At 63.5% G+C, this 16,958-nt stretch carries 19 protein-coding genes; 17 read left to right on the forward strand and 2 right to left on the reverse strand.

From position 1 onward, the window contains the following. Positions 1-51: 51 nt before the first annotated feature. On the reverse strand, positions 52-966 hold the full coding sequence (locus tag V1290_RS17535) for a DMT family transporter (RefSeq protein ID WP_334365570.1): 915 nt from the start codon (positions 964-966) through the stop codon (positions 52-54). A 217-nt stretch (positions 967-1,183) separates the two neighbouring features. Here V1290_RS17535 and V1290_RS17540 point away from each other — a divergent pair, with 217 nt between their 5' ends. From V1290_RS17540 to V1290_RS17620, 17 genes are all read left to right on the forward strand, one after another. Continuing rightward, on the forward strand, positions 1,184-1,666 hold the full coding sequence (locus tag V1290_RS17540; protein ID WP_334365571.1) for a MaoC family dehydratase: 483 nt from the start codon (positions 1,184-1,186) through the stop codon (positions 1,664-1,666). A 203-nt stretch (positions 1,667-1,869) separates the two neighbouring features. After that, positions 1,870-2,922 carry a GTPase ObgE gene (gene obgE, locus V1290_RS17545; protein WP_334365572.1) on the forward strand — a complete coding sequence of 351 codons (1,053 nt, stop codon included), beginning with the start codon at positions 1,870-1,872 and terminating at the stop codon, positions 2,920-2,922. 90 nt (positions 2,923-3,012) lie between these two features. After that, positions 3,013-4,155: a glutamate 5-kinase gene (gene proB, locus V1290_RS17550; RefSeq protein ID WP_334365573.1), complete on the forward strand. Its 1,143-nt coding sequence runs from the start codon at positions 3,013-3,015 to the stop codon at positions 4,153-4,155. Positions 4,156-4,261: 106 nt separating this feature from the next. Beyond that, positions 4,262-5,554 carry a glutamate-5-semialdehyde dehydrogenase gene (locus V1290_RS17555; RefSeq protein ID WP_334365574.1) on the forward strand — a complete coding sequence of 431 codons (1,293 nt, stop codon included), beginning with the start codon at positions 4,262-4,264 and terminating at the stop codon, positions 5,552-5,554. Positions 5,555-5,585: 31 nt separating this feature from the next. Continuing rightward, positions 5,586-6,218 (forward strand): nicotinate-nucleotide adenylyltransferase, encoded by a 633-nt coding sequence (locus tag V1290_RS17560; RefSeq protein WP_334365575.1) that lies wholly within the window; start codon positions 5,586-5,588, stop codon positions 6,216-6,218. 231 nt (positions 6,219-6,449) lie between these two features. Further along, a complete protein-coding gene (rsfS, locus tag V1290_RS17565) occupies positions 6,450-6,803 on the forward strand; it encodes a ribosome silencing factor (RefSeq protein WP_334369066.1) in 354 nt (117 codons plus the stop codon). Between the two features lie 107 nt (positions 6,804-6,910). After that, entirely contained in the window at positions 6,911-7,393 is a 483-nt protein-coding gene (gene rlmH / locus V1290_RS17570; RefSeq protein ID WP_334369068.1) for a 23S rRNA (pseudouridine(1915)-N(3))-methyltransferase RlmH, read from the forward strand. A gap of 148 nt (positions 7,394-7,541) precedes the next feature. Continuing rightward, positions 7,542-8,816, forward strand: coding sequence for a murein hydrolase activator EnvC family protein (locus V1290_RS17575; RefSeq protein ID WP_334369071.1), 1,275 nt, complete (start codon positions 7,542-7,544; stop codon positions 8,814-8,816). Beyond that, complete coding sequence (locus V1290_RS17580) at positions 8,813-10,168, forward strand: S41 family peptidase (RefSeq protein ID WP_334365576.1); 1,356 nt, start codon at positions 8,813-8,815, stop codon at positions 10,166-10,168. The genes V1290_RS17575 and V1290_RS17580 overlap by 4 nt, the downstream gene beginning before the upstream one ends. 172 nt (positions 10,169-10,340) lie before the next feature. Beyond that, complete coding sequence (locus tag V1290_RS17585; protein WP_334365577.1) at positions 10,341-11,543, forward strand: divergent polysaccharide deacetylase family protein; 1,203 nt, start codon at positions 10,341-10,343, stop codon at positions 11,541-11,543. A 96-nt stretch (positions 11,544-11,639) separates the two neighbouring features. Beyond that, entirely contained in the window at positions 11,640-12,143 is a 504-nt protein-coding gene (locus V1290_RS17590) for an RNA pyrophosphohydrolase (RefSeq protein WP_057842610.1), read from the forward strand. 52 nt (positions 12,144-12,195) lie between these two features. Further along, positions 12,196-12,693, forward strand: a complete 498-nt coding sequence (locus V1290_RS17595) for an RNA pyrophosphohydrolase (protein ID WP_334369073.1) — start codon at positions 12,196-12,198, stop codon at positions 12,691-12,693. Between the two features lie 158 nt (positions 12,694-12,851). After that, entirely contained in the window at positions 12,852-13,082 is a 231-nt protein-coding gene (locus tag V1290_RS17600) for a hypothetical protein (RefSeq protein ID WP_334365578.1), read from the forward strand. Positions 13,083-13,643: 561 nt separating this feature from the next. Beyond that, positions 13,644-14,096, forward strand: coding sequence for an Hsp20 family protein (locus tag V1290_RS17605; protein ID WP_213250974.1), 453 nt, complete (start codon positions 13,644-13,646; stop codon positions 14,094-14,096). 92 nt (positions 14,097-14,188) lie between these two features. Then, entirely contained in the window at positions 14,189-14,689 is a 501-nt protein-coding gene (locus V1290_RS17610) for an Hsp20/alpha crystallin family protein (RefSeq protein ID WP_334365579.1), read from the forward strand. 75 nt (positions 14,690-14,764) lie between these two features. Beyond that, entirely contained in the window at positions 14,765-15,088 is a 324-nt protein-coding gene (locus tag V1290_RS17615) for a hypothetical protein (protein ID WP_334365580.1), read from the forward strand. Between the two features lie 139 nt (positions 15,089-15,227). Next, positions 15,228-16,334, forward strand: a complete 1,107-nt coding sequence (locus V1290_RS17620) for a trypsin-like peptidase domain-containing protein (protein WP_334365581.1) — start codon at positions 15,228-15,230, stop codon at positions 16,332-16,334. Positions 16,335-16,471: 137 nt separating this feature from the next. Here the strand turns inward: V1290_RS17620 and V1290_RS17625 are convergent, their stop codons facing one another. Then, positions 16,472-16,879: a F0F1 ATP synthase subunit epsilon gene (locus V1290_RS17625; RefSeq protein ID WP_334365582.1), complete on the reverse strand. Its 408-nt coding sequence runs from the start codon at positions 16,877-16,879 to the stop codon at positions 16,472-16,474. Positions 16,880-16,958 lie beyond the last annotated feature (79 nt).

Raw genomic sequence — 16,958 nt, forward strand, 5'->3', positions numbered from 1 at the left:
ATGGGTCCCGGCTCGCGCTTCGCTTGGCCGGGACGGCGGCTGTGGTGGATCTCACGCCGGCGGATTGACCACCGCTTCTTCACGCCCGAGCTTCTGTTCTCGCAGGAAGATATAAATGCCCGCGCCGATGATGATGGCGGCGCCGACGAGGGTCGAGATTGACGGCACGTCGCCGAACACGACGAAGCCGAAGATCACTGCCCACACGATCATCGAATATTGATACGGCACCACGACGCTGGCCGGCGCAAGTTTCAGCGACCGGTTGATGCACAAGAGTGCAACGACGGAAACCACGCCCGCCGCGGCAAACAGGCCGAGACTGCCGGCGCTCGGCGTCACCCAGCCGATCGGCGACATCAGCGCGCCGAGCAGGAACGTGCCGCCGAACTGCGTGGTCGTCAGCACGATATCCGGCGTGTCCCGCAGCGAGCGCGTGATCAGCATCAGGAACGCGAACGACAGGCTGCCGCCGAGCGCGATCATTGCCGGCCAGCTTACCGTTTGCGTGGACGGGCGCAGCGCAATCAGGACGCCGCAGAATCCGACCAGGATCGCGGTCCAGCGCCGCCAGCCGACCCGCTCGCCGAGCACGATGCCGGAGAGCGCGGTGACGAAAATCGGCGAGGCCAGATAATAGGTGATGACGTCGGCGAGCGGCAGATAGACGGTGGCGAGAAAGAACGCCGCAACCTCGAGCGTCGAGAGCGTCACGCGCAATAGCTGCAGCCACGGCCGCTCGAGGCGCGAGAACTCGGCGCGCTGCTTCCAGATCACCGGCAACAGCACCAGCAGCGCCGCGCAGGCGCGCAGCCACAGCAACTGCCCGACCGAATAGGTCGCGACCATGAATTTCCCAAGCGCATCGCCGAACGAGAACATGAAGATTGACAGCAGCATCAATCCAATGCCGGCCAAGCGCGCGGAGCGCTCGTCATAGGTCGAGATTTTGCCGAACAGGCTCATGACGTTTCCTGCTTGTTGCTCTTCGTCATGGCCAGCGCGTCCGGCCATCCACTTTCTTTGTGCTAGCCACGTTGTCGAGACGCGGATGCCCGGGGACATTTAGCGCGAAGACGCGCTTCGCGCTATTGCCCGGGTATGACCAATTGAGATGGATCGATTTGCCGCAGCTACAGCGCTGCGATACCGGTATCGCTCCAAAAACGGCAGGAAATCCGAGATGACCGAGTTCGACCCCGCCCAGCATCGCATGGTGAGCGAACAGCGCTGGTTCGAGGATTTCGTGCTCGGCGAACGTTTCGTCATTCCTAGCCGGACCCAGACCTCGGCGGTGTTCGCCGCGTTCCAGACCGCGAGCGGCGATACCCATCCGATCCATTACGATGTCGAATATTGCCGCGCCCGCGGCATGCCTGACCTGCTCGCCCATGGCTTCCAAACGCTGGTCCACACCGCGCCGGGTGCAGGCCTGTTCCCCTATCTCGTCGAGGACTCGCTGGTCGGCTTCCTCGAGCAATCGAGCAGGTTCCTGAAACCGGTCTATGCCGGTGACACCATCTACCCCGCGCTCGAGGTGATCGAACTCGTCCCCGGTCGCACCACCGGCGTCGTGACGCTGCGCTCGACGGTGTTCAATCAGCGCAAGGAGCTCGTGCTGGAAGGAATGCAGAAATTCCTGGTTCGCCGGCGACCGCCCTCATAGGAGGCCGTGGCTTCCGGTTCCGAAAAAGGCCCGAAAATTAAGGCTTTTCGCCAATGTTGCGGTGCTTGAGGGTTGCCGCGCGGGAGCCCCTGCCCTAACTACAGACTGGTTCTGATTGAACCAGTCTGTAAAGTCTTTGTTTTGACGCGTTTTCTTGACGCGAACCGGTGTCCACTTCGCTCGAAAACGCTATAGTAGAAATCATGAAATTCCTTGACGAGGCAAAGGTCTATATCCGCTCCGGCGACGGCGGCAACGGCTGCGTGGCGTTCCGCCGCGAGAAGTTCATCGAGTTCGGCGGGCCCTCCGGCGGCAATGGCGGTCGCGGCGGCGACGTCATCGTCGAGGTGGTCGATGGGCTGAACACGCTGATCGACTATCGCTACCAGCAGCACTTCAAGGCGCAGAAAGGCACCAATGGCATGGGCAAGGACCGCCATGGCGCCAACGGCAAACCGATCGTTCTCAAGGTGCCGGTCGGCACGCAGATATTCGACGAGGACCGCGAGACGTTGATCCACGACTTCACCGAACTCGGCGAAAAATTCGTGCTCGCCGAAGGCGGCAATGGCGGTTTTGGCAACGCGCATTTCAAATCCTCCACGAACCGCGCACCACGCAATGCCAATCCCGGGCAGGAAGGCGAGGAGCGCTGGATCTGGCTGCGGCTGAAGCTGATCGCGGACGCCGGCCTCGTCGGCCTGCCCAATGCCGGCAAGTCGACTTTCCTTTCCGTCGTCAGCGCGGCCAAGCCGAAGATCGCCGACTACCCCTTCACCACGCTGCATCCGCAGCTCGGCGTCGTGAACGCGCAGGGCCGCGAGTTCGTGCTCGCCGACATTCCCGGCCTGATCGAAGGCGCGCATGAAGGCGCCGGCCTCGGCGATCGGTTTTTGGGCCATGTCGAGCGGTGCCGCGTGCTGCTGCATTTGATCGATGCAACCTGCGAACACGCCGGAAAAGCGTACAAGACGGTGCGGACCGAGCTCGAAGCCTATGAGGGGCATCTCGCCGAGAAGATCGAGATCGTCGCGCTCAACAAGATCGATGCAGTCGCGCCGGATGAACTGAAGAAGCAGAAAGACCGGCTGAAACGCGCGGCGAAGAAGGCGCCGCTGTTGCTCTCCGCCGCCACCGGCGAAGGCGTGCCGGAAGCGCTGAAAGCGCTGGTCGAAGTCATCGGCGAGGCCCCGGTTTCTCTGAAGGCCAAGGGCGGTCAGGACCCGTGGGCGCCGGCCCCGCCGCCGCAGGGCTGATACAAAGTTAGCCTTCCCGCGGCCGCGCCACTTCCAAATCAGGGGACTGGCGCGTATTGCTTCCGACCATCCGCATCAGCCGACCGCATCATGAAACGCCCCGCGCTCAAAAACTTCCGCCGCATCGTCGTCAAGGTCGGCTCCTCGCTGCTGATCGACTCCAATGCTGGCGAAGTCCGTTCGGCATGGCTGTCGGCGCTGGCCGCCGATATTGCCAAGCTGCACGGCGAGGGCCGCGATGTTCTCGTCGTCTCGTCAGGCTCGATCGCGCTCGGACGCAGCCGGTTGAAACTGCCGCGTGGCCCGCTGAAGCTGGAAGAAAGCCAGGGCGCCGCCGCCGTCGGGCAGATCGCGCTGGCACGGATCTGGTCGGAGGTGCTCGCCGCTCATGGCATCGGCGCCGGGCAGATCCTGGTAACGCTGCAGGACACCGAGGAGCGCCGCCGCTATCTCAACGCGCGCTCGACCATCGCCAAGCTGCTGGAGTGGCGCGCAGTACCCGTGATCAACGAGAACGACACGGTCGCCACCAACGAGATCCGCTACGGCGACAATGATCGTCTTGCCGCGCGCGTCGCCACCATGACGAGCGCCGATCTGCTGATTCTGTTGTCCGATATCGACGGGCTCTATGACGCGCCGCCCGGCGCCAATCCCAACGCAAAGCTGATTCCGATCGTCGAGTCCGTCACCTCGGAGATCGAAGGCATGGCGGGCGCCGCCGAATCCGAACTGTCGCGCGGCGGCATGTTCACCAAGATCGAGGCGGCGAAAATCGCGACGACATCAGGCACGCATATGCTGATCGCGTCGGGCAAGATCGAACATCCGCTGCAGGCGATATCAGACGGCGGACGCTGCACCTGGTTCCTGACGCCGGCCAATCCCGTCACCGCGCGCAAGCGATGGATCGCGGGCTCGCTGGAGCCGAAGGGCACGCTGACCATCGATGCAGGTGCGGTCGCAGCGCTCCGCGCGGGAAAAAGCCTGCTGCCGGCCGGCGTGATCCGGATCGACGGCCAGTTCGCCCGCGGCGATGCGGTGGTGGTGCGCGGCCCCGATACCCACGAGATCGGCCGCGGCCTCGTCGCCTACGACGCCGAGGATGCGGAGAAGATCAAAGGCCGCTCCTCGCCGGACGTGATGGCAATCCTTGGCATCAGCGGCCGGGCAGAGATGATCCACCGCGACGATCTGGTGGTGGGCCCTAGTGGAGCCATTCCAGCCAAGTAGGCCAATGGCCGAGTGGTACCGGCAGCCAGCCATGCCGGTTCCGGACCTCGCAAAAGCGGGATTTCCGTGCTAGCACATAACCTTACTCTTGACCCTGAGACCTCCGATGACCGCGCCGCTCAAGGCTATCGACGGTAACGCCGATTTGCCCGCTTTGATGACCGACCTCGCCTCCCAAGCGCGCGACGCCGCGCGGATGCTGGCGCTGGCGCCGCCGGAGCAGAAGGACCGGGCGCTGGAGGCGATCGAGCGGGCGATCCGCGCCAACGCGGCAAACATTCTTGCGGCCAATGCCGAGGATGTCGCGGAAGTCCGCGCCACAGGCGCGACCTCGGCCTTCATCGACCGCCTGACGCTGACACCGGCGCGCATCGACGCGATGGCCGATGGCGTTGCGACTGTGCGCGGCATCCCCGATCCGGTCGGCGCCGTCACCGAAAGCTGGCAGCGGCCGAACGGCATGACCATCGAGCGCGTGCGCGTGCCGCTCGGCGTGATCGGCGTGATCTTCGAGAGCCGCCCCAATGTCGCGGCCGACGCCGGCGTGCTCTGCCTGAAGTCCGGCAATGCGGTGATCCTGCGCGGCGGCTCAGACAGCTTCCGCTCCTGCCGGGCGATTCACGAAGCCTTGGTACAGGGCCTGCGCGAGGCCGGTCTGCCGGAAGCCGCGATCACGCTGGTGCCGACGCGCGACCGCGCGGCGGTCGGGCTGATGCTGTCAGGCCTGAACGGCGGCATCGACGTCATCGTGCCGCGCGGCGGCAAGAGCCTGGTGGCGCGGGTTGAAACGGAAGCGCGCGTGCCGGTGTTTGCGCATCTCGAAGGCGTCAACCACGTCTATGTCGACGGCACCGCCAATCTCGATATGGCCAAGTCGATCGTGTTGAACGCCAAGATGCGACGGACCGGCGTCTGCGGCGCCGCCGAGACGCTGCTGGTCGATCGCGCGGGCGCCGCCGCCAATCTGAAGCCGCTGATCGAAATGCTGATCGCATCCGGCTGCGAGGTACGCGGCGACGACGCCGTGCAGAAGGTCGACGCGCGGGTGAAGCCGGCGTCCGACGATGACTGGGATACCGAGTATCTCGATGCCATCATCGCCGCGCGTGTCGTCGACGGCGTTGACGGGGCCATCACGCACATCCGGAACCACGGCTCGCGCCACACCGATGCGATCGTGGCCGAGGATGCCAAAGCGGCCGAGAAATTCCTCAGAGAGGTCGATTCGGCGATCGTGCTGCATAACGCGTCGACACAGTTCGCCGATGGCGGCGAGTTCGGCTTCGGCGCCGAGATCGGGATTGCCACCGGCAAATTCCACGCCCGCGGGCCGGTCGGAGCCGAGCAACTGACCAGCTTCAAATACCGCGTTCACGGCACCGGGCAGACGCGGCCGTGACCGCAAGCCCGCGCCCGCGGTGACCCGTCCGATGAAGTTGCAATCCGCCGCGCAAGCCATTCCCTTCCATACCAATGGCATGCGCGTCGGCCTGCTCGGCGGCTCATTCAATCCGCCACACGCGGCGCATCGCGCCATCAGCCTGTTTGCGCTGAAGCGCTTGAAGCTCGATCGCGTTTGGTGGCTGCTGACCCCCGGCAATCCGCTCAAGGATACCGGCCGGCTGCACGGCCTTGGCGAACGGGCGAGTGCCGCGCGCGACGTCGCCGACGATCCGCGCATCGATATCAGTTGTCTCGAAGCTGTCATCGGCACCAAGTACACTGTCGACACGATCATTCATTTGCGTCGCCGCGTTTCCGGCGTGCGCTTCGTCTGGATCATGGGCGCCGACAATCTCGCGCAGTTCCATCGCTGGAAGGATTGGCGGCGTATCGCTGCCGAGGTGCCGCTCGCCGTGATCGATCGTCCGCCGCAGAGTTTCCGGGCGCTCGCCGCGCCGGCTGCCCAGGCGCTGGCGCGGTATAGGTTGCCCGAGAATCAGGCGGCCCGGCTAGCCGATCAGCAGGCGCCGGCCTGGGTTTTCCTCCCCGGCATGAAACTGAACCTGTCGTCGACGGGCCTGCGGAACTCCGACGGGAGCTGGAAGGCAAAAAAGAAGTGACAGTTCGGTCTGAACCGGCGGGTGGGGTCACTGGAATATTGAAACCATTAACCCCACATGCCTAATATGGTCCGCGGACGTCGGGATTCGGCGTTCGCGATACAGTGAAAGGAATGGTCCCTGGCCACATCTGTATTGTCCAAGTCCAAGTCTGTTTTACCCAAGGCAACTAGCAAGACTTCTGGCAAGTCCGCCAAGAACACGGGTAAAACATCGACACAAGCTGCAGCCTTGAAGGCGCAACCCGACGCCGACAAGACGCTGAATATGATCCTCTCCCGCCTCGACGATATGAAGGCGGAAGAAACGATCACCATCGACCTTCGCGGCAAATCCGCCTTTTCCGACTACATGATCGTCACGTCAGGCCGGGCCAACCGGCATGTCGGCGCGATTGCGGAAAACGTCACGAAAGCCCTGAAGGAAACCGGCATCAGGAACATCCATGTCGAGGGCTTGCCCAATTGCGACTGGGTGCTGATCGATTCCGGCGATGTGGTCGTGCACGTGTTCAGACCCGAGGTGCGCGAATTCTACAATCTTGAAAGGTTGTGGACGCAAAACCCGGCGGCGGCAGCGATCTGAAACCTCGGCCGATGCGAATCGGCTAAGGCGCACGTAGTTTGCCAGCGCGCGCGAAAAGCGCGCGCGCCGAAACGCGTGCCGGAAAGTGCACGCCAGAAACAGCATTGATGCGCCTCGTCGTGGTTTCAATAGGCCGGCTGAAGCAGGGCCCGGAGCAGGAGCTGGCCGAACGCTACCGCGAGCGCTTCGAGGACATCGGCCGCAGGCTCGGTTTTCGCGGTCTTTCGATCCATGAAATTCCCGAAAGCCGCGCACGCGATACTGCGACCCGGATATCGGAGGAGGCCGCCGCGATCGCGGCGGCGATACCGGAGAAATCCATGCTAGTGGCGCTGGACGAGCACGGCAAGAACATCGATAGCGCGACCTTCGCCCGACAGCTCGGCGATTGGCGGGATGAAGGGGTCGCCAACACAATTTTCGCCATCGGCGGCGCGGACGGACTTTCGCCCGATTTGCAGCGCAAGGCTAAATTACGCATTGCGTTCGGCTCGGCGACCTGGCCGCATCAAATGGTTCGCGTCATGCTTCTTGAACAGATTTATCGGGCCGCCACCATTCTGGCCGGCCACCCCTACCACCGCGCGTAAGGCACGGTGACGTGAATACAGAGAACGCTGAATAGGCCGGATGCATTCAACGCAGCACATTCATTCATACCCTGACACCGGCCATCGCGGCGCACCGCTGATGTCAGCCGTCTCGCTTCCCGTGATCCTGCTGTCCGCAAGCTTTGCCATGACGTCGCTTTTGCCGGCGGCGGCGCAACCCGCCGCAACCGCGCAGCAAGCAACTGCCGTTTCGCCTGATGCCATCAAGCAGCGTGAGCAGGAGCTGGAAGCCGCGCGCGAGGAGCAGCGCAAGGCGGCCGAATTGCAACAGAAGCTAAAGGCCGACATCGCCGCGATCGGGCAGGACCGCTCCAAGCTCAACCAGCAACTGATCGACATCGCTACCCAGGTGCGCAACATCGAAACCCGCATCGGCGAGACCGAGGGACGATTGCGTCCGCTCGACAACCGCGAGCAGCAGGCCCGCGCCTCGCTCGATTCACGCCGCGCTGAAATCATCGAGGTGCTGGCGGCCTTGCAGCGCGCCGGCCGGCGCACGCCGCCGGCGCTGCTGGTCCGGCCTGAGGACGCACTGCAGTCGCTGCGCACCGCCATGCTGCTCGGCGCGGTCGTCCCCGAGCTGCGCGGCCGCGCGGAGAAGCTTGCCGCCGACCTCGGCGAGCTCGTGACCCTGCGCAAGAACATCGCCACCGAGCGCGACATACTTGCGCGGGACCGCGACAGGCTGAAGGATGATTCCATCCGACTGGCGGCGCTGGTGGAAGAACGACAGCGCAAGCAGAGCGCGATCGAAAAGGACATGGAGGCCGAAGGCGCACGCGCCATCAACCTGTCCAGGCAGGTCGACAGCCTGCAGGGTCTGATCGGGAAAATGGAACAGGATCTGAAGAGCGCCGCCAAGGCGGCCGCGACCGCCAGCCTGCAGGGCGCCCCGGCTGCCCCGGGCGGCAAGCCCAATCTGGGAGCATTGAAAGATCCCGCCCGGCTGAGCCCGGCCATCGCATTCGCTTCTGCGAAGGGGCTGTTCGCTTTTCCGGTCAATGGCCGCAAGATTCGCAATTTTGGCGGTTCCGACGGCGCGGGCGGCGTGGAAAAAGGCATTTCTTTGGCGACGCGCGCCGGGGCCCAGGTCACAACACCGTGTGACGGCTGGGTTGTTTACGCCGGACCCTTCCGCAGCTACGGACAACTCTTGATCCTCAATGCCGGGGGCGGGTATCATGTCCTGATCGCCGGGATGGAGCGCATTTCGGTAAACATCGGCCAGTTTGTACTTACGGGAGAGCCGGTCGCGACCATGGGAACAACATCCCAAGTCGCATCCATCCTCGCGACGACCGCGAGCCAGCCGGTGCTCTACGTCGAGTTCCGCAAAGACGGCACTCCAATCGACTCAGGCCCATGGTGGGCCGCAAGTGAAGGCGAAAAGGTTCGCGGATGATGCGCAAGACTTCTGTAATTCTTCTCAGCGCCGCCACCGGTGCGGCTTTGACGCTCTTCGTCACGCAGCCTCGTTCCGTGCTGATGGGATCGAGTGCGCGTGCGGCGACGTCGGACACCTACCGCCAGCTCAATCTGTTCGGCGACGTGTTCGAACGCGTGCGCAGCGACTATGTCGAGAAGCCCGACGACTCCAAGCTGGTCGAATCGGCGATCTCGGGCATGCTGACCGGCCTCGATCCGCATTCCAGCTACATGGACGCCAAGAGCTTCCGTGACATGCAGGTACAGACCCGCGGTGAGTTCGGCGGGCTCGGCATCGAGGTCACGATGGAAGACGGGCTGATCAAGGTCGTCTCGCCGATCGACGACACGCCAGCGTCGAAGGCCGGCATCATGGCCAACGATATCATCACCAATCTCGACGACGAAGCCGTGCAGGGTCTCACCCTCAACCAGGCGGTCGAGAAGATGCGCGGACCGGTCAACACCAAGATCCGTCTCAAGATCATCCGCAAGGGCCAGGAAAATCCGATCGAAGTGACGCTGGTGCGCGACAACATCCGCGTCCGCTCCGTACGCGCGCGCGTCGAACAGGACGACATCGCCTATATCCGCGTCACCACCTTCAACGAGCAGACCACCGAAGGCCTGAAGCGCGAGATCGGCAACCTCTCGAACCAGATCGGCGACAAGCTGAAGGGCTACATCATCGACCTGCGCAATAATCCCGGCGGCTTGCTGGAGGAAGCGGTCACCGTTTCCGACACCTTCCTGGAGCGCGGCGAGATCGTCTCGACCCGCGGCCGCAATGCCGAGGAAACCCAGCGCCGCGCCGCCCATGCAGGTGACCTGACCAAGGGCAAGCCGATCATCGTGCTGGTCAACGGCGGCTCGGCTTCGGCTTCCGAAATCGTCGCCGGCGCGCTGCAGGACCACAAGCGCGCGACGCTTGTCGGCACGCGCTCATTCGGCAAGGGCTCGGTGCAGACCATCATCCCGCTCGGCAGCGGCAACGGCGCGCTGCGCCTCACCACCGCGCGCTACTTCACGCCGTCGGGCAAGTCGATCCAGGCCAAGGGCATCGTGCCCGATATCGAGGTGCTCCAGGACGTGCCGGACGAATTGAAGGCGCGCACCGACACCAAGGGCGAGGCCTCGCTGCGTGGCCATCTGAAGACCGACGGCGACGAGAAGACCGGCTCGCAGTCCTACGTGCCGCCGGACGCCAAGGACGACAAGGCGCTGAAGACCGCCGCCGACCTGCTGCACGGCATCAAGTCGACGGCAAGCAGCGCACCGGCGCCCGGCGACAAGGCGGCAGTCGACAAGCCCGCCAAGGCGGCGAACTGATCATAGCCCCGTAAATTTCCGTGAAGAGAAGGCGGCCTCCGGGCCGCCTTTTTGTTGCGCTTCGGGCCGTCAGCTTGCCCTGGCGAGGCCAGGCGAGGTCCTTTTGCGCGCGGCGCAGCGCTCGAATCCGACTCCTCGTGGTATCGTCAGCGCGGTTGATTCGGGGAGGTCTATGACGGAAACGGCCGACGAACTGAGCACGCCGCTTGGACAGAAGACGGAGCGCCAGAAGCGGCGGTTTCGGCTGCCGTTCACCGCGGTGCAGGCGCTGGCCATGCTGCTCGGCCTGTTCCTGATCGCCTTCCTGACGATCGCTCTGTTTACCGACAATCCGTTGGGTGGCGAGCCCGTCGCCCACGTCGCATTGCGCGGGCCTGTGGGGGACGACAAGCAGCCGGCGGCTTCCGGCCACACCGAACAGGCCGCAAAAAGGCCATCCCCGGCCGCCGACAATAGGGGCGATAACAAGACCGTCACCATCATCGATGGCTCCAGCGGCAAGCGCCAGGACGTCGTGATCGGCAGCGATGCCGCCGACAAGTCCGGCTCGGACTCCGCGCCGGCAACCGCGATGGCCGGCATCGATCAGCGGCTCCTCGAAAAGTCGCGCTACGGCATGATCCCGGCGGTTGCCGACGGTCTGAAACCCTTCACTGTCTACGCGGCCGACGCCGACCGCACCAAGGCCGCGAAGATGCCGGTGGTCGCCATCGTCATCGGTGGCCTCGGCGTCGGCGCTGCCAAGACGACCGATGCCATCATGAAACTGCCACCGGCCGTGACCCTGGCGTTTACGCCGTATGGGGCAGATCCCGCCAAGTTGGCCGAGCGGGCCCGCGCGCAGCGCCACGAGATCCTGCTGCAGGTTCCAATGGAGCCGTTCGATTATCCCGATAACGACCCCGGCCCGCAGACCCTGCTCACCACGCTGACGTCAGAGCAGAACATCGACCGGCTGCACTGGCACCTCAGCCGGTTCCAGGGCTATGCCGGGATCGCCAATTTCATGGGGGCGCGTTTCACGGCCACTGACACAGTGATGCAGCCGATTATCCGGGAGGCAGCCAAGCGCGGCCTCGGCTATCTCGATGACGGCTCCTCGCCGCGAAGCGCCGCGCCGTCCCTGACGGCAGCCCAATCGATGCCCTTCGCCACGGCCGATTTCACCATCGATGCCGTGCCGACTTCGGCCGAAATCGACCGGACGCTGGTGAAACTGGAAACGCTCGCCAAGGAGCGCGGACTGGCTGTGGGCGTCGCCTCGGCGCTACCGGTTTCGATCGAGCGGATTGCCGCCTGGATCAAGACTCTCGAGGCCCGCGGCATCATGCTTGTGCCATTGACAACGGCGATGCTGAAATCAAAATCAGGCTAGAGATCAACCTGATGGCAGCAATCCGGGCTCCCTCGGATTGCGCCGCCCCGGCCGGTTTGCGGGTGACTTGCTGCAGCTATAGGAGTCCTGACGGAAATGGCGCGCTACGAGGACCTGCCCTACCGGACCTGCGTCGGCATGATGCTGATCAATGCAGCCGGGCTGGTTTTCATTGGCCGGCGCGCTGGCGGCATCGAGCATGTCGACGAATCCCACGTCTGGCAGATGCCGCAGGGCGGGGTCGATCCCGGCGAGGATACTTGGGAGGCCGCCAAGCGCGAGCTTTACGAGGAAACCAGCGTTCGCTCGGTGGAGAAGCTTGGTGAAGTCCCGGATTGGCTGATCTACGACATTCCACGTACGGTGGCCGGCCGCGCCTGGAAGGGCCGTTATCGCGGGCAACGGCAGAAATGGTACGCGGTGCGTTTCACCGGCAAGGATAACGAGATCAACGTCGCCAGCCCCGGCGGCGGCCACAAGGCCGAATTCGTTAGCTGGCGCTGGGAGCCGATGAAGAATCTCCCGAACCTGATCGTTCCGTTCAAACGGCCAGTCTATGAGCGTGTGGTCAAGGAATTCGCCAGCCTAGCGGGCGGCTAGCCACTTTCTTTGTGACGCGTCTATCGTGACGCGAACCGGCACTTATCAGGACATGTCCGACAAGCCCTATCGCCCCAACGTGGGAATCGCGCTGTTCAACACCTCGGGTCAGGTGCTGATCGGCCGCCGCTTCCGTGACGACGGGCCGGAAATCATCTTTTCGGGTCTGGAATGGCAGATGCCCCAGGGCGGCATCGACGCCGACGAGAACCCGCGCGATGCTGTCATGCGCGAACTCTGGGAAGAGACCGGGGCGGTCAGCGCCGAATACCTCGGCGAGACCGATTGGATGAATTACGAATTTCCGCCGTATGATGGGCCGGTCGACCATCGCTTGGCGAAATTCCGCGGCCAGCGGCAGAAATGGTTCGCATTGCGGTTCACCGGCCGCGACGACGAGATCGACCCGCTGACGCCGCGTAACGGCCAGCCCGCCGAATTCGATTCCTGGCGCTGGGAAAGGCTCGACCGTGTCGCGGACCTCGTGGTGCCATTCCGGCGCGACGTGTACCGGATGGTGGTGCAGCAGTTCGCGGAATACGCCCGCTAGATTCTATCGAACCGAAAGGCTCTAGACTGCGTCTAACCACACGGTGGATGCGAGGCGCTTGACAGTGGTTTGTCGCTGAATATTTTTTGCGCAAAGCGGATTCTCCGCCGTAACCCACTCAGAGGAAACGATAGAGCGACCGTCAAGGGATGACGAAGATGATCGACGAAAAACTGGCCCGTTTGCGTACACATCGCAACAATATCGACCGTTATCGCCGTCTTCTTAAAACCAGGCTGACAGAGCTTGAACAACAGTACATCGAAAAGCGGCTCTCCGAAGAACAGTCGGCTCTGGAAAGACTCGCTGCCTCTACGTTTCCGCTCACCTTCCAGGCCCCGGAACAGCATTCTCACCGACCGGAGCCGCCGATCTCGTCGGCGGCCTGAGATGCCCGTTGCGGCGCGGCGCTTGTCAGCCGATCCGGCCACGGCCGGGAATGGCGAGCGTGATGCGATGTTTGCCTGACATGAAGGACGTGACCGTAACCAAGCGCCGCCGGAGTTGGGAATGGCGGGTAACAGACGAGAGCGGCAGGCTGATCATGAGCGGCCGAGAACGCAGCCGGCCGGCTGCCCGCTATCAGGGCTACCGAGCCTTGTTCATGCTGCTCGCCGTCGGCCAAAGGCCGGGTGAAATGCAGGCCCAGCCCGCGGGCCGCAATATCGGGCAAATGGCTGCGCGCGCCCGGCCTCACCCGGTTGTGCGAACGGCGCCTTCGACATCGGCAGGACCGGGGTCGGGCGGCTTAACGCCCGACTAAGCATCCGACTACCGCGTGACGGTGCAAAATTTGGCCCGCCGGTCTTGAAACTTTTCGATCGATTTCTAATTCGATTTCTGCCGCCGACAGCGGTGCCGGATGCCAGCCTGGGTCCGGCGAGTTGAGCGGGCGCCGGACGGTGTCCGACGCTCCTTCGTATCCATCTTGCTCTTAGGAGGACTTGGTTATGAGGACCTTTGACTTCTCGCCCCTGTGGCGTTCCACGATCGGCTTCGATCACCTGGCCGACCTGCTCGACAGCAGCTTGCGGCACTCGGCCGACGACAATTACCCGCCCTATAATGTCGAACGCTGCGGCGAAGACGCCTACCGGATTTCGCTCGCGGTTGCCGGTTTCGGCATGGACGATATTGCCGTAACCGCAGAACGCGACACACTGATCATCGAGGGCAAGAAGCCCGACGCCGAGCAACGCGAATACCTCTATCACGGCATCGCGGCCCGGCCGTTCCGGCGGGTGTTCAATCTCGCCGACTATGTGCAGGTCAAGCAGGCCTCGTTCAAGGACGGGCTGTTGATCGTCGATCTCGTTCGCGAAGTGCCCGACGCGATGAAGCCGCGGCGCATCCCGATCGGCAACGCCGGCGCTTCCCACCAGATCGAGCAGAAGGCGGCCTGAGCCGCTTCGGCAATGCCGGCTCGGTGCGCGGATAACCGGCCGCGCCGCGAGCCAATGCAAAGCAACATGGCAATCTCTGTGAGGAGGATATTATGGCTTTTCGTGATTTGATCCCCTGGTCGAGAAACCAGGAGCTTGTGCCTACGCGCGACAGCTTCGATCCTTTCTTCACCCTGCACCGGGAGATGAATCGGCTGTTCGATGACGTTTTCCGTGGCTTCGCGACGCCTGCCCGTTTCGGCACGCCGCTGATGGAAGGTCGCTTCGGATGGCCAAGCATCGAGCTCAACGAAACCGACAAGGAGCTGAAGGTATCGGCTGAGCTGCCCGGACTGACCGAAAAGGACGTCCAGGTCGAGATCGCCAACGGCGTTCTGACGCTGCGCGGCGAGAAGAAATCCGAACGGACCGATAATGGCGGAAGGTACTTCACCGAGCGCTATTACGGTGCGTTCGAGCGGCAGATCCCGCTCGATGGCGTCGTCGAGGATAAGGCTGAAGCCAAATTCCATGACGGTGTCTTGACCATCACGCTGCCGAAATCCGAACAAGCCCGTTCGGCCATCAAGCGTATCCCCATCGTCAATCAGTGACGAGAATGGCGGCGGCGCAGTGCGCCGTCGCCACCACCAACGTCTCGATCGAAAGGAGAGCAAGGAGACGCGTCGATGAGCAAGGCCGATCTGAGCACCACTGAATTTGCGTTATTTCATCCCGCCGCACATTACGGCTCCCCAAATGAAGTATTGAACGACCAGCAGCTTTCCGACGCCGAGAAGCGGGTGATTTTGTCGTCGTGGGCATCCGACATCTTCGCGGTCGAATCCTGCCCGAGCCTGCGCGAGATTCCGGGCATGGGTCACACCATCCGCCTCGCCGACATCCTCGCCGCTCTGCGCCAGCTTGACGGCGATGAAGAACTCCGGCCGCGTGCCGAAATCAGCACGCGATGGCGGCCGCGTTGGAAATTGCAGGGGCTCTCATCATGCTAACACCCGCCATTCTGGCCATTGCATGGATCAACCACGCAGCCGCCTTGTGGGCGGCGCCATGGCTTGCCTCGCAGCACGGCGCGGCACCGCATGCCGGCTCCTGATCCGAACCCTTCTTAATCCGCGGACGAGAACCCACGTGAACCGACTTTTCGCGATTGTGCTGGCGGGCCTGGTCGGCGCCGCGACTATTGCAGCTCCGGCCTCGGGACAAATTCCGAACCTGCGAACCGGCGGCACAGTACCGACGCTGGCGCCCTTGGTGCGCGATGTCACGCCGGCTGTAGTCAACATCGCCGTGCACGGCAAGATCCGCCAGGACAATCCGCTCTATCGCGATCCGCTGTTCCGGGAGTTTTTCGACGTCCCGAAACAGCTCGAGAAGGAAATCAACGCCACCGGCTCTGGCGTCATCGTCGATGCGCAGAAGGGCTATGTCCTGACCAACAACCATGTTGTCGACCAGGTCGCCACGGTTCAGATCAAGACCAAGGACGGTCGGCAACTCTCGGCCAAGGTGGTCGGGCGCGATCCCGGCACGGACATTGCGGTGTTGCGGATTCAATCGCCGGCCGCGCTGAAGGCGATCGCATTCGGCGACAGTGACGCGCTCGAAGTCGGCGATTTCGTCCTCGCCATCGGCAACCCCTTTGGCCTTGGCCAGACCGTGCCCTCGGGCCTTGTCAGCGCGCTTGGCCGCACCGGGCTCGGCAAACAGGGCTATGAGGATTTCATCCAGACGGATGCGGCGATCAATCCCGGCAATTCGGGTGGCGCGCTGGTCAATCTGAAGGGCGAGCTTGTCGGCATCAATTCAGCGATCATTTCGCCGGCCGGCGGCAATGTCGGCATCGGCTTTGCGATCCCCGTCAATATGGCGCGTCGCGTAATGGAACAGATTGTCGAGAACGGCCGCGTCGAGCGTGGCCGGATCGGCATCTCCCTGCGCGAACTAAATCCCGCGACCGACGGCGGACGCGGCGCGGGAGCGCGGATTGCCGAAGTCAGCCCGGGCTCGCCGGCCGAATTGGCAGGCCTGCGTAAGGGCGACATCGTGCTGAAGGCGGACGACCGCCCCATTCACTCTGCCGCGCAGTTGAGAAACCGGATCGGACTCGCGCGGATCGGCGAACAGGTGCGATTGACCGTCGAGCGTTCCGGCGCGCCGCAAACCGTTACCGTTGCGGTTGGACCGGCCACCGAAGCAAGCAGCAGCCACAGCAGCGGCTCGGTTCAGCGACGTTAGCTGGAGCGATGCCGAGCCGTGCCCGGGCAGCAGCGTTACGAGAGAAATACTGCCACAAAAAGCTCAGCGCCCGTCACGGTGTGACGAGCGCTGGCGTTTCAGGGCCTTCACTAAGCCCCGGAGCGGTGCCCCGGGGCTTAGTGCATGGCGGTGGCGTTGAGCTCGATCTGGATGCTCTTGAAGTGGTCCAGCCGCTCGATGGCGTGATCGAGCTCGGTGCCTTCCTTCTCGGCAAGCTTGGCTTCCATCTCGGCGATGGTCTCGGCGAACTGCGCGCGGTCGACCTCGGCCATCGAGGTAGCGACATCGGCCAGCACGGTCAGTCCGTCTTCCGACATTTCAGCAAGGCCGCCGAGCACGATGATCTTCTGATGTGCGTCGCCTGACGTGATGGTCAGGATACCCGGGCGGATCGCCGCCACGACGGGCGCGTGGCCGGCCAGCACGCCGAAATCGCCTTCCACGCCGGGAACGTCAACCTGATCGACCTCGCCGGAGAAGGCGAGCTTTTCGGGGGAGACGAGATCGAAATGGAAGGTAGCCATGGTCTTTCCGTTCTTTTCTGCTGTCACCCGCTGGCAGTGACCAGCGGGTCCATCAGACGAAAGTTTTCTTGGGCCGATG

Origin of the sequence: Bradyrhizobium sp. AZCC 1578 (genome assembly GCF_036924675.1) — a bacterium.
Lineage (GTDB): Bacteria > Pseudomonadota > Alphaproteobacteria > Rhizobiales > Xanthobacteraceae > Bradyrhizobium.

Bases quoted from the DNA above. Each gene is read 5' to 3' on its own strand.
- V1290_RS17580 (WP_334365576.1), top strand. From the start codon at position 8,813: ATGATGCGCAAGACTTCTGTAATTCTTCTCAGCGCCGCCACCGGTGCG.
- V1290_RS17575 (WP_334369071.1), top strand. From the start codon at position 7,542: ATGACGTCGCTTTTGCCGGCGGCGGCGCAACCCGCCGCAACCGCGCAG.
- V1290_RS17540 (WP_334365571.1), top strand. From the start codon at position 1,184: ATGACCGAGTTCGACCCCGCCCAGCATCGCATGGTGAGCGAACAGCGC.
- obgE (WP_334365572.1), top strand. From the start codon at position 1,870: ATGAAATTCCTTGACGAGGCAAAGGTCTATATCCGCTCCGGCGACGGC.
- V1290_RS17605 (WP_213250974.1), top strand. From the start codon at position 13,644: ATGAGGACCTTTGACTTCTCGCCCCTGTGGCGTTCCACGATCGGCTTC.
- V1290_RS17610 (WP_334365579.1), top strand. From the start codon at position 14,189: ATGGCTTTTCGTGATTTGATCCCCTGGTCGAGAAACCAGGAGCTTGTG.
- V1290_RS17535 (WP_334365570.1), bottom strand. From the start codon at position 966: ATGAGCCTGTTCGGCAAAATCTCGACCTATGACGAGCGCTCCGCGCGC.
- V1290_RS17625 (WP_334365582.1), bottom strand. From the start codon at position 16,879: ATGGCTACCTTCCATTTCGATCTCGTCTCCCCCGAAAAGCTCGCCTTC.
- V1290_RS17585 (WP_334365577.1), top strand. From the start codon at position 10,341: ATGACGGAAACGGCCGACGAACTGAGCACGCCGCTTGGACAGAAGACG.
- V1290_RS17560 (WP_334365575.1), top strand. From the start codon at position 5,586: ATGAAGTTGCAATCCGCCGCGCAAGCCATTCCCTTCCATACCAATGGC.
- V1290_RS17615 (WP_334365580.1), top strand. From the start codon at position 14,765: ATGAGCAAGGCCGATCTGAGCACCACTGAATTTGCGTTATTTCATCCC.
- proB (WP_334365573.1), top strand. From the start codon at position 3,013: ATGAAACGCCCCGCGCTCAAAAACTTCCGCCGCATCGTCGTCAAGGTC.
- V1290_RS17590 (WP_057842610.1), top strand. From the start codon at position 11,640: ATGGCGCGCTACGAGGACCTGCCCTACCGGACCTGCGTCGGCATGATG.
- V1290_RS17555 (WP_334365574.1), top strand. From the start codon at position 4,262: ATGACCGCGCCGCTCAAGGCTATCGACGGTAACGCCGATTTGCCCGCT.
- rlmH (WP_334369068.1), top strand. From the start codon at position 6,911: ATGCGCCTCGTCGTGGTTTCAATAGGCCGGCTGAAGCAGGGCCCGGAG.
- V1290_RS17595 (WP_334369073.1), top strand. From the start codon at position 12,196: ATGTCCGACAAGCCCTATCGCCCCAACGTGGGAATCGCGCTGTTCAAC.
- V1290_RS17600 (WP_334365578.1), top strand. From the start codon at position 12,852: ATGATCGACGAAAAACTGGCCCGTTTGCGTACACATCGCAACAATATC.